The sequence below is a fragment of the Nocardia yunnanensis genome (assembly GCF_003626895.1).
GTDB classification, from domain to species: Bacteria; Actinomycetota; Actinomycetes; order Mycobacteriales; family Mycobacteriaceae; genus Nocardia; species Nocardia yunnanensis.
The window spans coordinates 6965294-6982574 of sequence record NZ_CP032568.1 but is presented as its reverse complement, the minus strand read 5'-3'; the positions used below and the strand labels follow the sequence as shown (position 1 = coordinate 6982574).

Here is a 17281-nt window from a genome sequence, read left to right as displayed (position 1 = left end):
CCGCCGCGGGCCGCGCGCGCTCAAATATGCAGTCCCAGTTCGACGATGCCGTGGGCCACGGCGTGCACGGTGACCCGGTTGCGGCGAGCGTGCGCGCGAATCAGTTCGAAGGCCGCGTCCGGCGTGGTGTGGTGCGCGTGCGCGATCACGCCCTTGGCCTGCTCGACCACGACCCGGGTGATCAGCGCGCGCTGTAGCTGCTCGGTCACCCGCTGCTGGCGGGCCACCAGATTCACGGTGACGATATGACCGGCGGCCATGCCCGCGAGCAGCGTCGCGACGGAGAGATCCCGGCCCGTCCACCGCCGGGGATCGCGCGAATACAGGCTCAGCACACCGGCTTCGGTTCCGTCGAGCCGCATGGGGATGGCGGCCACCGAGGAAATGCGATGCCGGGCAGCCAGATTGGCGTACTCGGGCCACAGGTCGCCGTAGCTGCCGATCTCGGTGACGGTGACCGGCGCCCCGCAGCTGTGCGCCACCACCCCGGGTCCGCGGTCGTGATCGCGCTGACACGCTTCGAGATCCAGCAGATCCGCCGGGATACCGCCGAAAACTTCCGACCGGTCTCCCCGTGATTGCGGGGAGAGCGCCACCGTCACCCCGCCCGGTTCCAGCACATCGATGGCGCTGCGCATCAACTCGTCGAGGATGTGCGGCAGTTCGTGGGTCGCCGGGAGCAGGCGGGCGAACCGCGCCAACACCGTCACCAGCAGCTCGCTGTCGGACACCGCCATCACCCCGCTCGCCGGACGCGAAGCGCCCGCCACGAAAGTTCCTGTGCCGCTCTTACCGTCAGCTCATGGTATGGGCCGGACAGGGTGTCGCGAAACAGTTGCGCTCATTCGGGCTCGATGCGAATCTCGCGCTCCACCACCCGCCGTGCCACCTCCACCAGGGAAATCCCATGGGTGAAGGCGTATCCGCGCAGGCAGGCGTAGGCGTCGGCGATATCGATGCCGCGCCGGGCGCTGGTCATGCCGGCGGCCTGGTGAATCCAGCGGCTGGACAACGGCTGTGCCCACTGCCGGGCCTCGTCGCCGGTGGCCAGCACCAGGGAGGCGGTGACCAGATCGGCGATGTGCAGCGCCGCCGACAGCAGCCGCGACCCCGGCCGCCCGGTCACGTCGCGATACAGATCGACGGTGCCGAGCCGAATCGAGCCCAGCCGCAACGGCACCGCGAACATGGCGCCGCAGAGCGGTTCCCCGGCAGCGGACACCGTCAGCGCCTCGGCGAAGCCCGGCCACTGCTCGCAGTCCACGCCCAGGTCGGCCACCAGCACCGGCACGCCCTCGGCGACGGCGCTGACCGCGGGCCCCTCGCCCGCGGTGGCCTGCGCGAATTCCACCCGGCGCGCGAATTCGTCACTGGCGCACCAGGGTTGCATGCCCGCATCGCGTTCCTCGAGCACGATGGCGGCCCGGGTCACCGGTAACACCCGCACACAGGCGGCGCAGACCGCGCCCAGGCCACCACCGGCATCGCGCACCGCGCGCAGGAACCGTCCCGTCAACTGATCGAACTGCGACGAAGCCATCACCATCGAACCGCCCCACAATCATCGCCCGGCGATGAGTTATTCGGTGCCCGCGGCCAGTATCACTGTCACAGCTCGACAACGAACAGGGCCGAAAGTCACTGTGGGTGGCCCGATTCCGCGTCGGCCGCCGCGACGGGTTCGAGGGTGTGCGCGATGCCCAGCCGGTAGAGGCCGCGCAGATCGTAGGTGTGGGTGGCGACCGCGCCCAGCACCAGACCCAGGCCCAGCCCGAAGATCGTCATCCAGATCCCGGTGCTCAGGCCGGCCTCGAGATGGCCGTCGAAGAACAGGATGGCGCGCACCGACAGGTAGATCTGATGCATGGGCTCGAAGCTCGACAGCGCGGCGATCCAGCGCGGAATCGCCTCCACCGGAATCGAACCCGAGGACGACGGCAGGCCCAGCACCACGAACACGACCATATTGATCAGCAGGCCCATGGTGCCGAAGGCGGCCAGCACCGCCAGGCCGGTCACCGCCACCGCGATGACGGCCAGCGTGCCGTACAGGAACAGCGCCAGCGGTTGATCGATCGGCATACCGAACAGGGTCGCGATGCCCATGAACATGCCCGACAGCAGCGGTGCGGTGAGCGCGGCGATGGCCCATTTGATCAGCAGCGTGTGCCAGCGGCTGATCTTCATCGGATCCGGCGCCCGGAACCACGGACCGTATTCGGCCGGCAGGTAGCCGAGCACATTGTCGATCATGGAGTGGATGATCATGGCCCCGCTGAAGCCCGCGAACAGCAGCACCAGGGTGTAGAAGAACGCCGACAGGCCCTGTCCGGTGCCGGCGGGCAACGGCCGGTACGGGCTGACCACCACGTCGATCGGCGTGGCCAGCTGCAGCCGGGCCGCACCGCTGAGTTCGGTGGCGGGCGCGCCGTCGTGCGGGGCGAGCGCCGCCTTCACCTGATCGGTGACCTGCGCGCCGACCGTCGAATTGACCTGTGCCATGGCGCGATCGGTGATGCGCTGCATGATCGAGGAGGCGTAGGTGCCGGCGCGCGGATTGGTCTGCACGGTGATGACCGGGCGTTCCACGTCACCGGGCAGCACCGCGGCCGCCGCCAGAATCGACAGCCGCTTGGTGAAATCACCGGGAATGACGATGGCGCCGTAGATCTGGCCGTTGCTCAGCTGCTGGCGGGCCTCGTTGATGCCGACCACTCGCAGGTCGATCTTGTCGGCCGGGATCTTCTGGGTCAGCGCGTCGGCGATCTGGTCGCCGACGTTCGTGGTCTTGCCGTTCAGCACATCGCCCACGTCCTGATTGACCAGGGCGACGGGAAAATCGTGCAGGTTCTTTTCCGGATCGGAGGTATAGCCGAGGTACATGGTGCCGATCAGCGCCGCGAGCACGGTCAGCACCAGGGCGGGTGCGAACCAGCCACGCAGCGGCACACCGGCCCGCGGCCCACTGTCTTTCGCCATACGACGAATGTAGGCAGCGACAACAAAGTAGTCAACGCCAACATGGGCGGGTGTGTCCGATATCCTGCTCTCACCATGAGCATCACCAAGCGCAAGGCCCGGGAGGTGGTCGAGCGCGCGCGTTCCTATCACCACGGGGACCTGCGTGCCGAACTGCTGCGCCGCGCCGAGGAGACCCTCAGCCGCGCCGGCGTCGACGGTCTGTCGCTGCGTCAGCTCGCCCGCGACACCGGCGTCAGCCACGCCGCGCCGAGCCGGCACTTCCGCGACAAGCAGGCCCTGCTGGACGCGCTCACCATCGCCGGATTCGAGCGGCTGGGAGCCGGATTCGAGCAGGCGGCCGGTTCCGGCGGCGATACCGCGGCCTTCCCCGCGCGGCTGCGCGCCATGGCGCACACGTATCTGCGCTTCGCCATCGACAATCCGGCCCTGCTGGCGCTGATGTTCGCGCGCAAGAACAGTTCCGATCCGGCCATCGAGGAGGCCGCGGCGCGCGCCTTCACGGTGCCCATCGAGATGGTCGCCGACGCGCAGGCCGGCGGCGAGGTGGTGCCGGGCGAGCCGCGGCGCATCTGCCTGTCGGCGGTGGCCGCGCTACACGGGCTGGCCGCCATCCTCGGTTCCGGGCTGGTCGCGGCCGAGGAGGCCGACGGCCTGTTCGACGAGATGGTCGGCCACATGATGGACGGTTTGCGCCCGCGACGCTGACGCGGGGAATTCACCCGTAACCTTTCAGGCGTGACGATCGAGAAACGACAGTGACGATCGAAGGCAGGCAGTACGGCGGACGCGCCGTGACCGAACGAAAAGCAGAGCGCCGACAGCGTTTCCTCGACGCCGCCATCCAGATTTTCGGTGAGCGCGGCTACGCCAACTGTTCGCTGGCCGACGTGTGCGCGGCGGCCGGACTGTCCAAACGCCAGTTCTACGAGGAGTTCCAGACCCGCGAGGACGTCCTGGTCGCGGCGTACGACCAGATCCAGGACCAGTCGGCGGCGGCGCTGGCCGCCGCGGTGCGCACCATGGGGCCCGACCCGGACCCGACCGATACCGTGACGCGGGCGCTGACGGCGTTCCTGAACTCGATCGGCGCGGACCCGTTCCGGGCCAAGGTCGCCTTCGTCGAGGTGGTCGGGGTGAGCGAGCGCATGGAGCACCACCGCCGCGATCGCCGCCACGGCTGGGTCGACACCATTCGCCTCGCGATCGGGCCGCTGGCCGGTTCGAACGCCGCCATTCGCGGCAATCCGGAACTCGCGGGCAGCGCCCTGATCGGTGCGATCAACGGCCTCGCGCACGAATGGCTGCTGTCGGACCCGCGGCCGCCGGTGGGTGATCTGGTGGAATTGCTGGTGCCCATGGCGGTTTCGCTCATCGTGCGCGACCCGTTGTGAGCGACGGGCGCTGGGCGGATCCGCACGCCACGGTCGCGGTGCGCAAATTCTTGCGGCGCCACCGGACGGCCGTGGAGACGGTGCTGGCGGCCGCGCGCCTGGACGGACTGGACGAATTCGCCGATGCCGCAGCGCGATACGCGGCCGATCCGCGCCGGCCGGTCCCGCCGGAGGGGGCGGCGGTGGTCTTCGCCATCGCCCAGCACGCGGCGGTGGCCTACCGCACGGGCGCGGAGCGGGAGCGGGAGTTCATCGATCGGTTCGTCGACAGCTGGCTGACCGAGCACGGGCACGCGTTCGTGGCGGAGGTGGCGCGGGTCCGGCCGACGGTGCGGGTCGAGGATCCCGATCCGCGCGCGGGCCGCATGACACCGTGGCTGCGCCGGGCCGAACCCGAGGAGCAGCCCTCCCCCGCCGCCGAAGCCCTGAGCCGCCGGGTGCGCGCCCGGCTCGCGGCCACCGCGGACGAGGCGCCCCGCGCGGACCCGAAATCGGTGACCACCGACCAGATTCGGCGTTTCGAGGCGGCCATGGTGGACGGACGGCGGTGGCGCACGCCCGCGTTCCGGCGTTTGATCGTCGAGGATTCCGAGCTCGGCCCATTGGCGCAGCGGCTGGTGTGGGCGAGCTTCGACGGCACGGGGGCGGTGACGCGCAGCTTCCGGGTCGATGCCGAGCACACGCTGCTCGACGCCACCGGTGCGGCGGTCGAGCCGGGGCCGGAGGCACTGGTCGGCGTCGCCCATCCGCTTCACCTGGGCGAGGCGCTGGCGGCCTGGCGGGAGTCGTTCTCCGACAGCCGTTTACACCAGCCGTTCGAGCAACTGCACCGACGGACCTACGCACTGACCACCGCGGAGACGCAGGCGGACATCCTGTCCCGCTTCACCGATCGCGAGCTGCGCACCGATCGCATGTTCGCGCTGCAGGAACTGGGCTGGGAGATCACCCGCGAAGCGCTGTATCGCCGGTTCGGCCCCACCCGTGAGCTGACGGTCGCGCTCGATCCCGGGCTCGAGGGGGGCTATCGCTACGAGCCCGAGCGGCAACGCGTGCTGTCGGTGCGGTTGCGAGCGGGGAACTTCGGGGCGCTGGACCCGGTGACCGCCTCGGAGCTGATCCGTCAGCTGGAGCGGGCGGCGGCGTGACGCCCGGCGCGGCGGCCGAAGAACGACCCCGAGCCGAGCTGGGTGCCGCTCGCGTAGCCCTTGCCGTCCTGCGCCAGGGTCGAGGACGTGGCGCCCGCCGCGTACAGGCCCGGAATCGGTGATCCATTGTCCCGCAGCACTTCCCCGTCGACGGAGGTGCGCAGGCCGCCGAGGGTGAAGCCCGCGTACAGCGCCTTGCCCAGGGTCAGGTCGAAGGCCGCCCACGGGCCCTGATCCTGCGGTTGCAGCCATTCGGCCGCCTTGTGGAAGTCGGGATCCTCGCCGCGCGCGGCGTGCTCGTTGTACCGGTCGAGTGTGGAGCGCAGTGTCGCACAGGGGATTCCGAGCGCATCGGCCATCTCCTCGACCGTCTCCCAGCCGTCGATGAACGGCGCGAGCGGGAACATGGGTCGTTCCATGTGCTCGGAATCCACGATCAGGTACGCCGCCGCGCCGGGCTGATCGAGGACGAAGGCGGAGGTCCGGGCGTGGTAGGAATCCTCGGCGACGAAGCGTTCGCCGTTGCGGTTCACCACGATTCCGGTCAGCAGCCGCGCGGGCGGATAGACGGGCGCGGTCACGAACGCCTGATCCATCATGCGGGTCGCGCCGCCCGCCGAGACGCCCAGCCGGATGCCGAGCCCGTCGTCGAAGGGGGTGCCGAGCACGAAGGGCTTCTCGGTCAGCCAGGGCACGTGTTCGGCCACCATCTCGGTGTTCATGACGAATCCGCCCGTGGCCAGCACCACCGACGTCGCCTTGACCGCACCGGTTCTGCCGAGGTTCTTCCACGCCACCCCCGCCACGGCGCCGTCCGCGCCGCACACGAGGTTGGTCACCCCGGTCTCGTAGCGCACCTCCACACCCAGCGCGGCGGCCCGTTTCACCAGCAGTTCGATGATCATGGCCGCGCCCTGGGTGTCCCCCGGCACCGGCACCTTGTGCCCGCGCGGCGCGGGCGTCGCCTGGTCGCGGTAGGGCCAGACCTTCTCGTTGCCGGTGTACATCAGCCCCTGGGTACCGGGCTGGATGACGGCCTTCTCCGGGTAGTAGCTGCGCTCGAACTGGAATCCGAGGCTTTCCAGCCAGTCGAAGTGCTCGACGCTGCCGTCGCAGTAGGCGCGAATCTTGTCCGGTTCCGGATCGCGTGCCACCGACAGCAGGTACCTGTACATCTCCTCGGCCGAATCCGCGTGCCCGGTGGCCTTCTGTACGGCGGTGCCGCCACCCAGATAGAAGTGCCCGCCCGCGAGGGCGGTGGTGCCGCCGGCGACCCCGGCCCGCTCCAGCACCAGCACGCGGGCCCCGCGCCCGGCCGCCTCGACCGCCGCGCAGCCGCCGGCGATGCCGAATCCGGCGACCACCACGTCGAACTCGTCGGACCATTCGGCAATCGTCTCGGCGGCAAGGGTTTCCGGTATCGCTGTGCTCACTGCGCATCCTTCTTGATCTGCTCGAAGAACCGCCGCATGTGCGGCCCGATCTCGGCGAGTTCGACGAACGGCACGCCCGCGGCCGCCCCGTCGAGGTAGGCGAACCGCATCTGGCCACCCATGTCGCCCTGCTGCACCACCGCGATGCCTTGCGCCGCAGCGTCTTTCAAGGCGGCGTCGAAGTCGGCGGGTTCGGTGCAGATGTGGTGCAGTCCCGGGCCGCCACGCTCGAGGAATTCGGTGTAGATGGAGCGGCCGCGCACCGGCTGGATGAGTTCGAGCTGGGTGTCGCCGCTGTAGGACAGCGCGATGTGCGCGGTGAAATCGGCGGGTTCGCCGCGGTAGACGGTGTTCTCGGGGCCGAAGCGCACCTCCGGCATGCGCATCCACGTGCGCGCCCCCAGGATCGTGCGCAGGAATTCCTCGCCGACGGCGATGTCCTCGACGACCCATGCGATCTGGGTGACCGGTCCGGCCCCGCTGATGCTGCCCATCCGGTGAGTTAATCACATGCGCTTAAATTGGCAAGCCCTATTCTTCGTCCGGGTCGGTGCCCGTCGGCGAACTCCAGCCCTTGGTGCTGATCCCGTAGAAGGTCGACACCAGCAGGTACAGCACCAAAGCCGTGACGGGAGAAAGAAATCCGATGCCGATCGTCACCGTGTAGACCAGGATGCCCGGCCACGCCCGCCAGCGTTCCCGCCGCGCGTAGTCCGGCCCGAGCCCCGGCACCAGCATCTCCGGCCGTTTCTCCAGCTGCCGCCACATGGGCGCCCACGGCAGGGTCATGGCCACCCCGACGATGCCGTACAGCGCCACCGCCACCTGGGCATCCCGTCGCGACCCGTGCACCAGGTTGTCCGCCACCACGATGGTCGGGAACGGCACCAGCGAAACCCCCAGCAGCAGCATGAGATTCCACCAGCGCAGCACATGGTCGATGCGCCGCAGCCTGCCGAAGAAGGTGTGATGGTTCATCCACACCACCCCGATCGTCGTGAACGACGCGAGATACGCGAGATACACCGGCCAGATGTGCCCGAGCGCACGCAACAGGTGCCCGGGCTCGTGCTCGGGCACCTGCAGGTTCAAAACCAGCAGGGTGATGACTATCGCCATCACCCCGTCACTGAATGCTTCGACGCGAGCGGTTCCGGTCAGTGTGCCGTTCGGAACCGAGCCCTCACTCATGCTCCGAAGCGTAACCCGCCGCGGCCGACGCTTCGGTTCGCCTGACGCGCTTGACCGTTCGGATGGTGATGACCATCAGCACGGTGGTGACGGACAGCGCCAGCACGGTGGACAGCCAGGCCATGGTGGAGATGGGCAGCTGGTAGGCCAGCACCACGCGCAGTCCCGACTCCCCGATCAGGCCCGCGCCCCACATGGCCGCGATCCGATTGTGCAGCTTGCGCACGGCCGGGATGTTCTCGTACTTGTACTCCATCTCGGCCAGCTTCTGCGGATTGGCCGAGAACGCCTTGCGCGCCGCGATATACGTCAACGGCTTGCCCAGCAGCGCGCTGATCCCGAAGGCCAGGCCGATGACGCCGGTGGTGAGCGAATCGCGCACGATCATCATCCGGGCGTCGCCGCTGATGAGGGAGCTGACGATGCCGAAGACGAAACCGGCCAGGATGAGCGCCGACATGGCGTCCACCCGGCGGGCGCGCACCACCTCGACCAGGACGATGACGCCCGAGATCAGCGCGCCGGCCAGCAGCGCGGCGAAGTCGGAGTAGCCGGCGGCGTGCAGGGCGTAGTAGGCGGCGAGCGGCACCGCGATGTCGCGGATGGTCGGGGCGAGCATGCGCAGCAGGTTGGGACGAGCTTCCGCCTGCTGCGGCGCGTTCACGACGAGGGTGTGGTCGGCCATTTCGGAACTCCTGTATTCGTTCGATCGCTACAGGAATGACGCTACGGACGCGCGGCGGCATGCGAATCTGCCAACCATCACCTCCGCACCATGACAGTTGTCATGCCGGTTCCGGACGCGCCATCGGGATCGAAATCGGCACCGTCGCAGCCGATTCCAGCCGCCGGCCTTTGGTTTCCGGTGCGCCCCAGACGCAGATCAGGAAGCCGACGGCGGTCAGGGCGGCCGCGAACAGGAAGGTCGGGCCCATGCCGAGGTGATCCAGCGACCACGGCAGCAGATACGTGCCCAGCGCCGCCCCGACGCGGCTGACGGAGGTGGCGACGCCGACCGCGGTGGCGCGAATGTGGGTGGGGAACAACTCGTTCGGGTACGTCCAGTCCAGCACGTTGGGCCCGCCGCAGAAGAAGGCGTACAGCAGCAGCATGGCGAAGGCCAGCAGCGTGGGCATGGTCGGCCAGAGTCCGATCAGCAGCACCGGGACGATCATCAGCCCGAAACACCACACGATGGTGGGGCGGCGGCCGAGGGTGTCGATCAGCCGCATGGCGGGCAGGCAGCCGATCAGGAACACCATGCTGAGCAGGGCCGTGCCGAGGGTATCCATCCAGGTGCCGCCGGGCATGCCGAAGGACGCCAGGATCTGCGGCCCGAAGGTCAGCATGGCGAACAGCACCGCCACCTGGCACAGGAAGAACCCGCAGCAGAACAGGATTCGCTTGCGATAGGTCGGCTGGAACAGTTCCCGCAGCGAGCCGTGCACGACTGCCTGCCCGTCCGATTCGACGAGGGTGGCCGGGTCCACCCGCACGTGCAGGTACCGCTCGATCATCTCGGCGGCCTTGTCCGCCTTGCCGTGCTGGGCCAGCCAGCGCGGCGATTCGGGCGCGGTGCTCTGCCGGATGATCAGGAAGAACGCGCACAGGACCGCGCCGCTGGCCAGTTGCCACCGCCAGCTGCCGTGTCCGCCGAAGGTCAGCAGCAGATACCCGACCACGTAGGCGAGCACGGATCCGGCGTACCAGGCGACGATCTGGAACCCGAGCAGGGTGCCGCGCTGTTTGAGCGGCAGCCACTCTCCCAGCAACGAGGTGGCGATCGGGTAGTCGGCGGCCACCGCCATGCCCAGGACGAACCTCAGTATCACGATGAGCCAGGTGGATTCGGCCCAGAACGACGCGATCGAGCAGGCGCCCATGACGATCAGGTCGGCGGTGTACATGACCTCGCGCCCGATCTTGTCGGTCAGCACGCCGAACAGCGCGCCGCCCACGAACATCCCGATCAGGGCGGCCGCTCCGATCAATTGGACGTCGCCGGTGGACAGGTCGAGCTCCGGGGTCATCCCGATGAGCGCGGTCCCCACGATGCTGAGGATGTACCCGTCCAGCAGGGGCCCGCCCGAGCAGGCGACGGCGAGCCGCCTGTGGAAGGAGGTGAAGGGCGCATCGTCGATCACCGAACTCACGGAACCTCCTGGGAACCCGGCTGAATCAGCAAACTATGGGCAATGAGGTGAATTTAGCAGTCGCACGCCGCATCTCCCTGGCTTTCGGTCAGCGGCCCGTCGCTGTATCGGCGTGCAAAGACTCTTTGCAAAGACTCTTTGCATCGCTATCGTGGAGCCGTGGCCGATTCGACGGAACCCGAATTCCTCACCGACGTAGCGGCTTTACGGCTGCTCGCGCACCCGCTCCGCCGCCGGATCGAGGAGCAGTTGCGGGCCGGGCCGGTCAACGCCACCAGCCTGGCGCAGGCGCTGGGCGAGAGCACCGGCGCGACCAGCTACCACCTGCGGCAGCTGGCCAGACACGGCTTCGTCGAGGAAGCCGCCGAGCTGTCCACCGGCAAGCAGCGGTGGTGGCGGGCGGTCCCCGGGGATCGCCGGCTGCCCAGATACAGCTCCCAGACCGAGGAGATGCGCGCCGCCAGCGCCGAGATCGCCAGGCAGCACCTCGCCGAGCTGGTCGAGCTGTACCAGTCGTTCGAACGCCATGCCGGTGAAATGGGCGCGCAGGCCGACCTTTTCACGTACTCGCGGGCCACGATCCGCGTCGATTCGGCGCGTTTCGAGGAGTTCTTCGAGGAGTACATCGCCCTGGTCAAGCGCTACGGCGCGAGCGGGGCGGACACCGAAGACGGCCGAAAGGCCGTGCTGTTGCGCATGTTCAGCTTCCCGGAGACCCCATGACCGCCACCACCGGGCGGGCGATCCTCGCCTGCGCGCTGCTCGTCCTGCTGTCCGCACTACCGCAGGCCACGCCGGCCCGCGCGACCCCGGACACCGACACGCCGCCCACGAGGTCACCTTCACCGGGGGCGGCGGACTCATCCTGTCCGGCACTGTGTTCGCGCCCGCCGCCGCCCTTTCCGACACACCCGGCATCGTCCTGGTGGCCGGCTCCGGCCCGGGTCCCCGCCAGGAATACCGCCGCGAGGCGGAGGCTTTCGCCGCCATGGGGATCACCACCCTCGTCTACGACAAGCACACCGACGGCTATTCCCGCACCCACGTCGACTTCGGACTCCTCGCCGACGACGCCCTCGCCGCCGTCCGCGTGCTGCGGGCCACGCCGGGAGTGCGCCCGGACCGGGTGGGGCTGTGGGGTTTCAGCGAGGGCGGCTGGGTGACGCCGCTGGCGGCCGCCCGGTCGGCCGACGTGGCGTTTCTGATCACGCTCGGCGCGTCCGGCTTCACGCCGTTGCGCACCCAGACCTGGAATCTCACCAATCGGATACGGCAACAAGGCGATTCGAGCTCGTTGGCGGCCACCCTGAGCGGCCCCGCAGCACGCCTGATCGACGCCGCCGGACTGTTCCCCGCCGCCGACTACGATCCGCGTCCCGCATGGGCGAATGTCCGGGTGCCCGTGCTGGCATTGTGGGGCCGCCACGATGTGCAGGTGCCCCCGGCGGAGAGCGCCGCGGTCGTGCGGGCGGCACTGGCGGCCGATCCCAGCGTCACCCTCCGGTTCCTGGACGGATCCCACAACGGCCGCGCCACCACCACCGGCTTCGACCGGATCGGCGCGACCTACGAATCACCGGTCCCGCCCGGCGATTTCGCGCCCGGCTACCTCGACACCATGCGAGCGTGGCTGCGACAGGTCACCGACGGCACTCCCCCGGCGTGCTCGGCCGACGACCCGCCGGCGCAGGCCCGCGCCAGTCAGGACCCCGGCGCGCCCGGATGGAGCTCCGCCGTCGCGCAGGCCGTCACGCTGGGGCTGATCGTCGCGGGCTTCCTCGCCTACCTGGCGATCTCGTTCGCGGACAACGGAATTCGTACCGCCCGCGTGGCCCGCGGTATCCCCCGCTGGCTCGCCGGCACCGGATTGCTCACCACCGTCGCGTCGCTGCTGTATCTGCTGTCGATCTACGCGACCGGCGGCCACGCGCTCGCGCCGATGCTGCTGCATCGGCCGCTGCCCTGGCTGGTCGTGCAACTGCTGGCCCTCGCGACCACCGGGTTGCTGGCGACCACCGGCGTCACCGCGGTCCGCCGCCGCGCGGAGCTCACCCGGGCCCACCGTCTCGCGCTTTCCGCGCTGCTCTGCGCGGGCTTCGTATGGTTGGCGTGGGTCCTGACCTGGGGTCTGCTGACCCGATGAGTTTCGCCGGCGAACGCCGTCTATCCCCGTGAGGGGCGTTCCCATACCCGAGGAGTTCACCATGTCCGACACCATCCGGCCCGGCGATCCGATCTGGACCGACCTGTTCACCACCGACACCGACGGCGCGATCGCCTTCTACGGCGAATTGTTCGGCTGGACCGCAGATATCGCGCCCGAGCACGGCAACTACATCACCTTCCGCAAGGACGGCAAGGCGGTCGCGGGCGGCATGGCCGGCGACGCCGACGCCGGGCCCAGCCAGTGGACGATCTACCTGGCCAGCACCGACGCGGAGGCGACGGCGGCGCAGGTCACCGCGGCGGGCGGCACGGTCGTGGTGCCGCCGACGGCGGTCGGAGATCTCGGCACGTTCGCCGTGTTCGGCGACAAGGGCGGCGTGGGCGTCGGCGTATGGCAGTCGGACAATATGACCGGTTTCGAACAGCGCGGCACCGTCGGCGACGGCCACTGGGACGGGCACGTCGGCGCGCCCTCCTGGTTCGAGCTGCACACCCGCGGTTATGACGACGCGCTGAAGTTCTACGGGGAGGCGTTCGGCTGGCAGGATCCGTTCACCATCGCCGAGACCCCCGAATTCCGGTACACCACAATCCATTCCACCACCCCGATGCTGGGCGGCGTGATGGACGCGACCAGCTTCCTGCCGCCAGGCGTCCCCGGCTACTGGACCGTCTACTTCGGTGTGGAGGACGTGGACGCCAGCGTGCGCAAAGTGGTGGAACTGGGCGGCAGCATCATCACGGCCGCCGAGGACACGCCCTACGGCCGCTTGGCCGCCGTCGCCGATCCCAACGGTGTGCGATTCAGCTTGGGCGGCAACAAGTCCTGAACGGCTCGGCCGCACACAGGACGAACGGCCCGGTCTCCACAGCGACCGGGCCGTTCGAATATTCCCGCGACGACGCCTGGGGCACCCCAGCTGCGCCTCGTCACGTCCCCGTCGGGAATCCTTCGGCCACACCGGATTCGGTGCGGCCGGTCGTTCCAGCGGCTCAGCCGCGCACGCCGGTGGCCAGGGTCTGCTGCCGTCCCAGTCCGGCGACCTCGACGACCACGACATCGCCGTCGCGCAGATAGGGTTTCGGCTCCGGCTTGCTGATCGCGACACCCGCGGGCGTTCCGGTCAGCACCAGGTCACCGGGTTCGAGGGTCATCAGCGAGCTGAGGTAGGCCAGCACCTCGCCGACGCCGACGACCATGTCACCGGTCGAACCCGATTGCCGCCGTTCCCCGTTCACCCACAGCTGCAGGCTCAGCGCGTGCGGCTCGCCGACCTCGTCGGGAGTCACCAGCCACGGACCGATGGGCGTGAAGGTGTCGTAGGACTTGCCCTTCACCCAGGTCGGCTCGCCCGCGATGCCACTGCGCTCGGTCACGTCGTTGGCGGTGACGTATCCGCCGACCGCCCCCAGCGCGGTGGCGGGATCGGCGCAGTCGCGCAACCGCTGACCGAGCACCACGCCGAGTTCGACCTCGTGGTCGGTGGCCCGGCTGCCGCGCGGCAGCTCGATCGCGTCGTAGGGTCCGCTGACGGTGGTGCCCGGCTTGAGGAACACCACCGGGCTCTCCGGAATGGCCGCGCCGATGGCGGCGGCGTGATCGCTGTAGTTGAGCCCGACGCCGATCACCTTGCCGGGCCGCGCGATCGGCGCGCCGATGCGCTGGCCGGCGTCCAGGGCCGGGAGATCGCCGAACGACAACGCCCGCGCGATCCCGGCCAGCGCGACGGGATTACCCAGCAGCGCGCCGTCGATCTCCGGGGTGAGCGCCGACAGATCACGCAACGTACCCGAATCATCCAGGGCCGCGGGCTTTTCCGCGCCCTTTGGTCCTACTCGCAACAGTTTCACGACACCCCTCCGGACTGCTCGGCCACGACGGTCGCATCGACGGGAAGGTAGTCCTCGGCGATGCGGAAACCGAGCTGCTGCAACAACATCGCTCCGGCGCTCAGACAGCGCTGCTCGTCCGGCTCGATCTCGATGAGCGAGTAGGCGGCGGCGAATCCGGTGTCGTGCAACCGATCCTCGGGCAGGGTGTTGCGGCCGCAGACCGCGACCACCGGCACGCCCGCAGCGCGTGCGGCGGCCGCGACGCCGGCGGGGGCCTTGCCGTGCAGAGTCTGCTCGTCGAGCTTGCCCTCACCGGTGATGACCAGATCGGTCCCGGCCAGCTGCTCGTCGAAACCGACCAGCTCCAGCATCAATTCGATGCCGGGCCGCAGCGTGGCGCCCAGCACCGCGAGGGCGGCGAATCCGACGCCCCCCGCGGCGCCGGCGCCCGCCAGCTCGTCGAAGGTCCCGGCACGCCGATCCGACCCGAGTTCCGCGGCCAGCCGTTGCGCCCACTGCCCGAGCGCCGCGTCCAGCTCGGCCACCTGGGCCGGATCGGCGCCCTTCTGCGGTCCGTAGACCGCAGCGGCCCCGTAGGGTCCGGTCAGCGGATTGTCGACATCGCAGGCCACGACGACCTCGACGCCGGCCATCCGCTCCCGCAGGGCGGACAGGTCGATGGACGCCACCCGGGTGAGAGCCGCCCCGCCGTCGCCGATGGGCTCACCCTCGGCGTCCAGCAGACGGGCACCGAGTGCCTCCAGAAGTCCTGCGCCGCCGTCGGTTCCGGCGCTGCCGCCGATTCCGAGCACGATGCGGCGGCATCCCGCCGCGACCGCGGCCGCGATCACCTCGCCGGTGCCCCGGCTGGTGGCGGTCATCGGTCGCAGCAGGCCGTCCGGCAGCCGCACCAGGCCCGACACGTCCGCCATCTCGACGACCGCGAGGTCGTCGCGGCGGGCGTAGGCGGTCAGCACCGGTTCCCCGGTCGGCCCCGAGGCGGTCAAGGGGACCGCGTCGAAGCCGGCCGCGAGCGCGGCGGCGACGGTGCCGTCACCGCCGTCGGCGACCGGCACCACCGACACCTCGGCGTCGGGGCGCGCCCGCCGGATTCCGGCTCGCACGGCGGCTCCGACCTGAACCGCGGTCAGCGAGCCCTTGAATTTGTCGGAGGCGATCAGCACACGAGCCATGACGGAATCCTCTAGTCCAGCGGGACGGTTGCGGTGGGGGCGTCGGCGAACGCGGAGGCCAGCTCCTCGAACTCCGTGATCGCGTCGATCCCGGCCGCACCCATGGACACGTTGGTGACACGCTCGAGAATGCACTCCACCACGACCGGCACCTTGTACTCGGCCATCAGCGACTTGGCCTTCTCGAAGGCGGGACCGATGTCCTCCGGGTTGAAGACGCGAATCGCCTTGCAGCCCAAGCCTTCCGCGACCTTGACGTGGTCCACGCCGTAGCCGTTGACCTCGGGAGAGTTGATGTTCTCGAAGTCCAGCTGCACGTAGTAGTCCATGTCGAACGCCCGCTGCGCCTGACGGATCAGGCCCAGGTACGAATTGTTCACCAGCACATGGATGTACGGAATGTTGAACTGCGCGCCGACGGCCAATTCCTCGATCAGGAACTGGAAGTCGTAGTCACCGGACAGGGCCACGACGGGCTCGTCCTTGACGGCGGTGGCCACACCCAGCGCGGCCGGCAGGGTCCAGCCCAGCGGACCGGCCTGACCGGCGTTGATCCAGTGCCGCGGCTTGTACACGTGCAGCATCTGGGACGCCTGGATCTGCGACAGACCGATGGTGGTCACGTAGCGGGTCTCGGGGCCGAACGCCTTGTTCATCTCCTCGTACACGCGCGCCGGCTTCAGCGGCACGTTGTCGAAGTGCGTCTTGCGCTGACCGGTGGCGCGCTTGGCACGCACCTGCTTGACCCACGCGCTGTGGTCGGTCAGCGAACCGACCTTGTCCAGCGACTCGGCCACGGCGATGAACTGCTCCAGTGCCGCACCGGCATCGGAGACGACACCGTAATCGGGCGCGAACACGCGGCCGATCTGGGTCGGCTCGATGTCGACGTGCACGAAGGTGCGGTCCTTGGTGTAGACGTCCAGCGCGCCGGTGTGGCGGTTGGCCCACCGGTTGCCGATGCCCAGCACGAAGTCGGACTCCAGCAGCGACTCGTTGCCGTAGATGTGGGAGGTCTGCAGACCGACCATGCCCGCGTTCAGCTCGTGATCGTCGGGCAGGGTGCCCCAGCCCATCAGGGTCGGGACGACCGGCACACCGGTCAGCTCGGCGAACTTCACCAGCAGCTCGGAGGCGTCGGCGTTGATGATGCCGCCGCCCGCGATGATCAGCGGACGCTTGGCGGCGTTCAGCATCTGCAGCACCTTGGCGGCCTGCGCCGGGGTCGCGGCGGGGCGCACGACCGGCAGCGGCTCGTAGGTGTCGATGTCGAACTCGATCTCGGCCAGCTGCACGTCGATCGGCAGATCGATGAGCACCGGGCCCGGACGGCCTTCGCGCATGAGCCAGAACGCCTTCTGGAAGGCGCCCGGCACCTGCGCGGGCTCCAGCACGGTGGTCGCCCACTTGGCCAGCGGCTTCGCGATGGACGCGATGTCGACGGCCTGGAAGTCCTCCTTGTGCAGCTTGGCCACGGGCGCCTGGCCCGTGATGCACAGGATCGGAGTGGAATCCGCGGAGGCGGAGTACAGACCGGTCACCATGTCGGTGCCCGCGGGGCCCGAGGTGCCGATGCAGACGCCGATATTGCCCGCCTTGGCGCGGGTGTAGCCCTCGGCCATGTGCGAAGCGGCCTCGACGTGGCGGGCCAGCACGTGCTTGATGCCACCGTGCTTCTTCATGGCGGAGTAGAACGGGTTGATCGCGGCGCCCGGCAGGCCGAAAGCCTGTGTGGCCCCTTCCTTTTCCAGGATCAGGACCGCCGCGTCGACGGTACGCATGCGTGCCATA

General features: G+C 69.4%; 17 protein-coding genes. 6 read left to right on the top strand and 11 right to left on the bottom strand.

The annotated features are described in order from the left end of the window. Window positions 1–20: 20 nt before the first annotated feature. From D7D52_RS32670 to D7D52_RS32660, 3 genes are all read right to left on the bottom strand, one after another. Complete coding sequence (locus D7D52_RS32670) at window positions 21–770, bottom strand: GAF and ANTAR domain-containing protein (RefSeq protein ID WP_162958706.1); 750 nt, start codon at window positions 768–770, stop codon at window positions 21–23. Window positions 771–841: 71 nt separating this feature from the next. Next, the gene (locus tag D7D52_RS32665; RefSeq protein WP_162958705.1) at window positions 842–1540 is read right to left on the bottom strand and encodes a GAF and ANTAR domain-containing protein; all 699 of its coding nucleotides are present in this window, start codon (window positions 1538–1540) and stop codon (window positions 842–844) included. A gap of 98 nt (window positions 1541–1638) precedes the next feature. Further along, on the bottom strand, window positions 1639–2979 hold the full coding sequence (locus D7D52_RS32660) for a YhgE/Pip domain-containing protein (protein ID WP_162958704.1): 1341 nt from the start codon (window positions 2977–2979) through the stop codon (window positions 1639–1641). Between the two features lie 75 nt (window positions 2980–3054). On the opposite strand from D7D52_RS32660, the gene D7D52_RS32655 reads away from it, so the two are divergent. Genes D7D52_RS32655 through D7D52_RS32645 form a run of 3 tightly spaced genes read left to right on the top strand, consistent with a single transcriptional unit; the run spans window position 3055 to window position 5521 of the window. Further along, window positions 3055–3687: a TetR/AcrR family transcriptional regulator gene (locus D7D52_RS32655; RefSeq protein WP_120742589.1), complete on the top strand. Its 633-nt coding sequence runs from the start codon at window positions 3055–3057 to the stop codon at window positions 3685–3687. A gap of 50 nt (window positions 3688–3737) precedes the next feature. Continuing rightward, window positions 3738–4373, top strand: a complete 636-nt coding sequence (locus D7D52_RS32650; RefSeq protein WP_120742587.1) for a TetR/AcrR family transcriptional regulator — start codon at window positions 3738–3740, stop codon at window positions 4371–4373. After that, window positions 4370–5521, top strand: coding sequence for a DUF4132 domain-containing protein (locus D7D52_RS32645; protein ID WP_120742585.1), 1152 nt, complete (start codon window positions 4370–4372; stop codon window positions 5519–5521). Before D7D52_RS32650 ends, D7D52_RS32645 begins: the two co-directional genes overlap by 4 nt. On the opposite strand, the gene D7D52_RS32640 is transcribed toward D7D52_RS32645, so the two are convergent. From D7D52_RS32640 to D7D52_RS32620, 5 genes are all read right to left on the bottom strand, one after another. After that, a complete protein-coding gene (locus D7D52_RS32640) occupies window positions 5497–6954 on the bottom strand; it encodes an FAD-binding protein (protein WP_120742583.1) in 1458 nt (485 codons plus the stop codon). The two genes, D7D52_RS32645 and D7D52_RS32640, sit on opposite strands and share 25 nt — an antisense overlap. Further along, complete coding sequence (locus D7D52_RS32635) at window positions 6951–7448, bottom strand: VOC family protein (RefSeq protein WP_120742581.1); 498 nt, start codon at window positions 7446–7448, stop codon at window positions 6951–6953. The genes D7D52_RS32640 and D7D52_RS32635 overlap by 4 nt, the downstream gene beginning before the upstream one ends. Window positions 7449–7485: 37 nt before the next feature. Further along, window positions 7486–8145: a TMEM175 family protein gene (locus D7D52_RS32630; protein ID WP_120742579.1), complete on the bottom strand. Its 660-nt coding sequence runs from the start codon at window positions 8143–8145 to the stop codon at window positions 7486–7488. Then, window positions 8138–8830, bottom strand: a complete 693-nt coding sequence (locus tag D7D52_RS32625) for a VC0807 family protein (protein WP_120742577.1) — start codon at window positions 8828–8830, stop codon at window positions 8138–8140. The genes D7D52_RS32630 and D7D52_RS32625 overlap by 8 nt, the downstream gene beginning before the upstream one ends. A 100-nt stretch (window positions 8831–8930) precedes the next feature. Beyond that, window positions 8931–10298 carry an MFS transporter gene (locus tag D7D52_RS32620; protein ID WP_120742575.1) on the bottom strand — a complete coding sequence of 456 codons (1368 nt, stop codon included), beginning with the start codon at window positions 10296–10298 and terminating at the stop codon, window positions 8931–8933. 159 nt (window positions 10299–10457) lie between these two features. On the opposite strand from D7D52_RS32620, the gene D7D52_RS32615 reads away from it, so the two are divergent. The 3 genes from D7D52_RS32615 (at window position 10458) to D7D52_RS32605 (ending at window position 13294) form a co-directional block, all read left to right on the top strand. Beyond that, window positions 10458–11021, top strand: coding sequence for a helix-turn-helix domain-containing protein (locus tag D7D52_RS32615; RefSeq protein WP_120742573.1), 564 nt, complete (start codon window positions 10458–10460; stop codon window positions 11019–11021). A gap of 154 nt (window positions 11022–11175) precedes the next feature. Next, entirely contained in the window at window positions 11176–12441 is a 1266-nt protein-coding gene (locus D7D52_RS32610) for an alpha/beta hydrolase family protein (protein ID WP_120742571.1), read from the top strand. 61 nt (window positions 12442–12502) lie between these two features. Next, the gene (locus D7D52_RS32605; protein WP_120742569.1) at window positions 12503–13294 is read left to right on the top strand and encodes a VOC family protein; all 792 of its coding nucleotides are present in this window, start codon (window positions 12503–12505) and stop codon (window positions 13292–13294) included. A gap of 163 nt (window positions 13295–13457) precedes the next feature. Here D7D52_RS32605 and D7D52_RS32600 read toward each other — a convergent pair whose 3' ends face one another. Genes D7D52_RS32600 through gcl form a run of 3 tightly spaced genes read right to left on the bottom strand, consistent with a single transcriptional unit; the run spans window position 13458 to window position 17280 of the window. After that, window positions 13458–14306: a fumarylacetoacetate hydrolase family protein gene (locus D7D52_RS32600; protein ID WP_281279149.1), complete on the bottom strand. Its 849-nt coding sequence runs from the start codon at window positions 14304–14306 to the stop codon at window positions 13458–13460. 5 nt (window positions 14307–14311) lie between these two features. Next, window positions 14312–15490, bottom strand: a complete 1179-nt coding sequence (locus D7D52_RS32595) for a glycerate kinase (protein ID WP_120742565.1) — start codon at window positions 15488–15490, stop codon at window positions 14312–14314. A gap of 11 nt (window positions 15491–15501) precedes the next feature. Next, the gene (gene gcl / locus D7D52_RS32590; protein WP_120742563.1) at window positions 15502–17280 is read right to left on the bottom strand and encodes a glyoxylate carboligase; all 1779 of its coding nucleotides are present in this window, start codon (window positions 17278–17280) and stop codon (window positions 15502–15504) included. Between the last annotated feature and the right edge of the window lies 1 nt (window position 17281).

Excerpts from the sequence above, each read along its gene's own strand:
- D7D52_RS32665 (WP_162958705.1), bottom strand. The coding sequence starts at position 1,540 with ATGGCTTCGTCGCAGTTCGATCAGTTGACGGGACGGTTCCTGCGCGCG.
- D7D52_RS32660 (WP_162958704.1), bottom strand. The coding sequence starts at position 2,979 with ATGGCGAAAGACAGTGGGCCGCGGGCCGGTGTGCCGCTGCGTGGCTGG.
- D7D52_RS32655 (WP_120742589.1), top strand. The coding sequence starts at position 3,055 with ATGAGCATCACCAAGCGCAAGGCCCGGGAGGTGGTCGAGCGCGCGCGT.
- D7D52_RS32635 (WP_120742581.1), bottom strand. The coding sequence starts at position 7,448 with ATGGGCAGCATCAGCGGGGCCGGACCGGTCACCCAGATCGCATGGGTC.
- D7D52_RS32630 (WP_120742579.1), bottom strand. The coding sequence starts at position 8,145 with ATGAGTGAGGGCTCGGTTCCGAACGGCACACTGACCGGAACCGCTCGC.
- D7D52_RS32625 (WP_120742577.1), bottom strand. The coding sequence starts at position 8,830 with ATGGCCGACCACACCCTCGTCGTGAACGCGCCGCAGCAGGCGGAAGCT.
- D7D52_RS32605 (WP_120742569.1), top strand. The coding sequence starts at position 12,503 with ATGTCCGACACCATCCGGCCCGGCGATCCGATCTGGACCGACCTGTTC.
- D7D52_RS32595 (WP_120742565.1), bottom strand. The coding sequence starts at position 15,490 with ATGGCTCGTGTGCTGATCGCCTCCGACAAATTCAAGGGCTCGCTGACC.
- gcl (WP_120742563.1), bottom strand. The coding sequence starts at position 17,280 with ATGGCACGCATGCGTACCGTCGACGCGGCGGTCCTGATCCTGGAAAAG.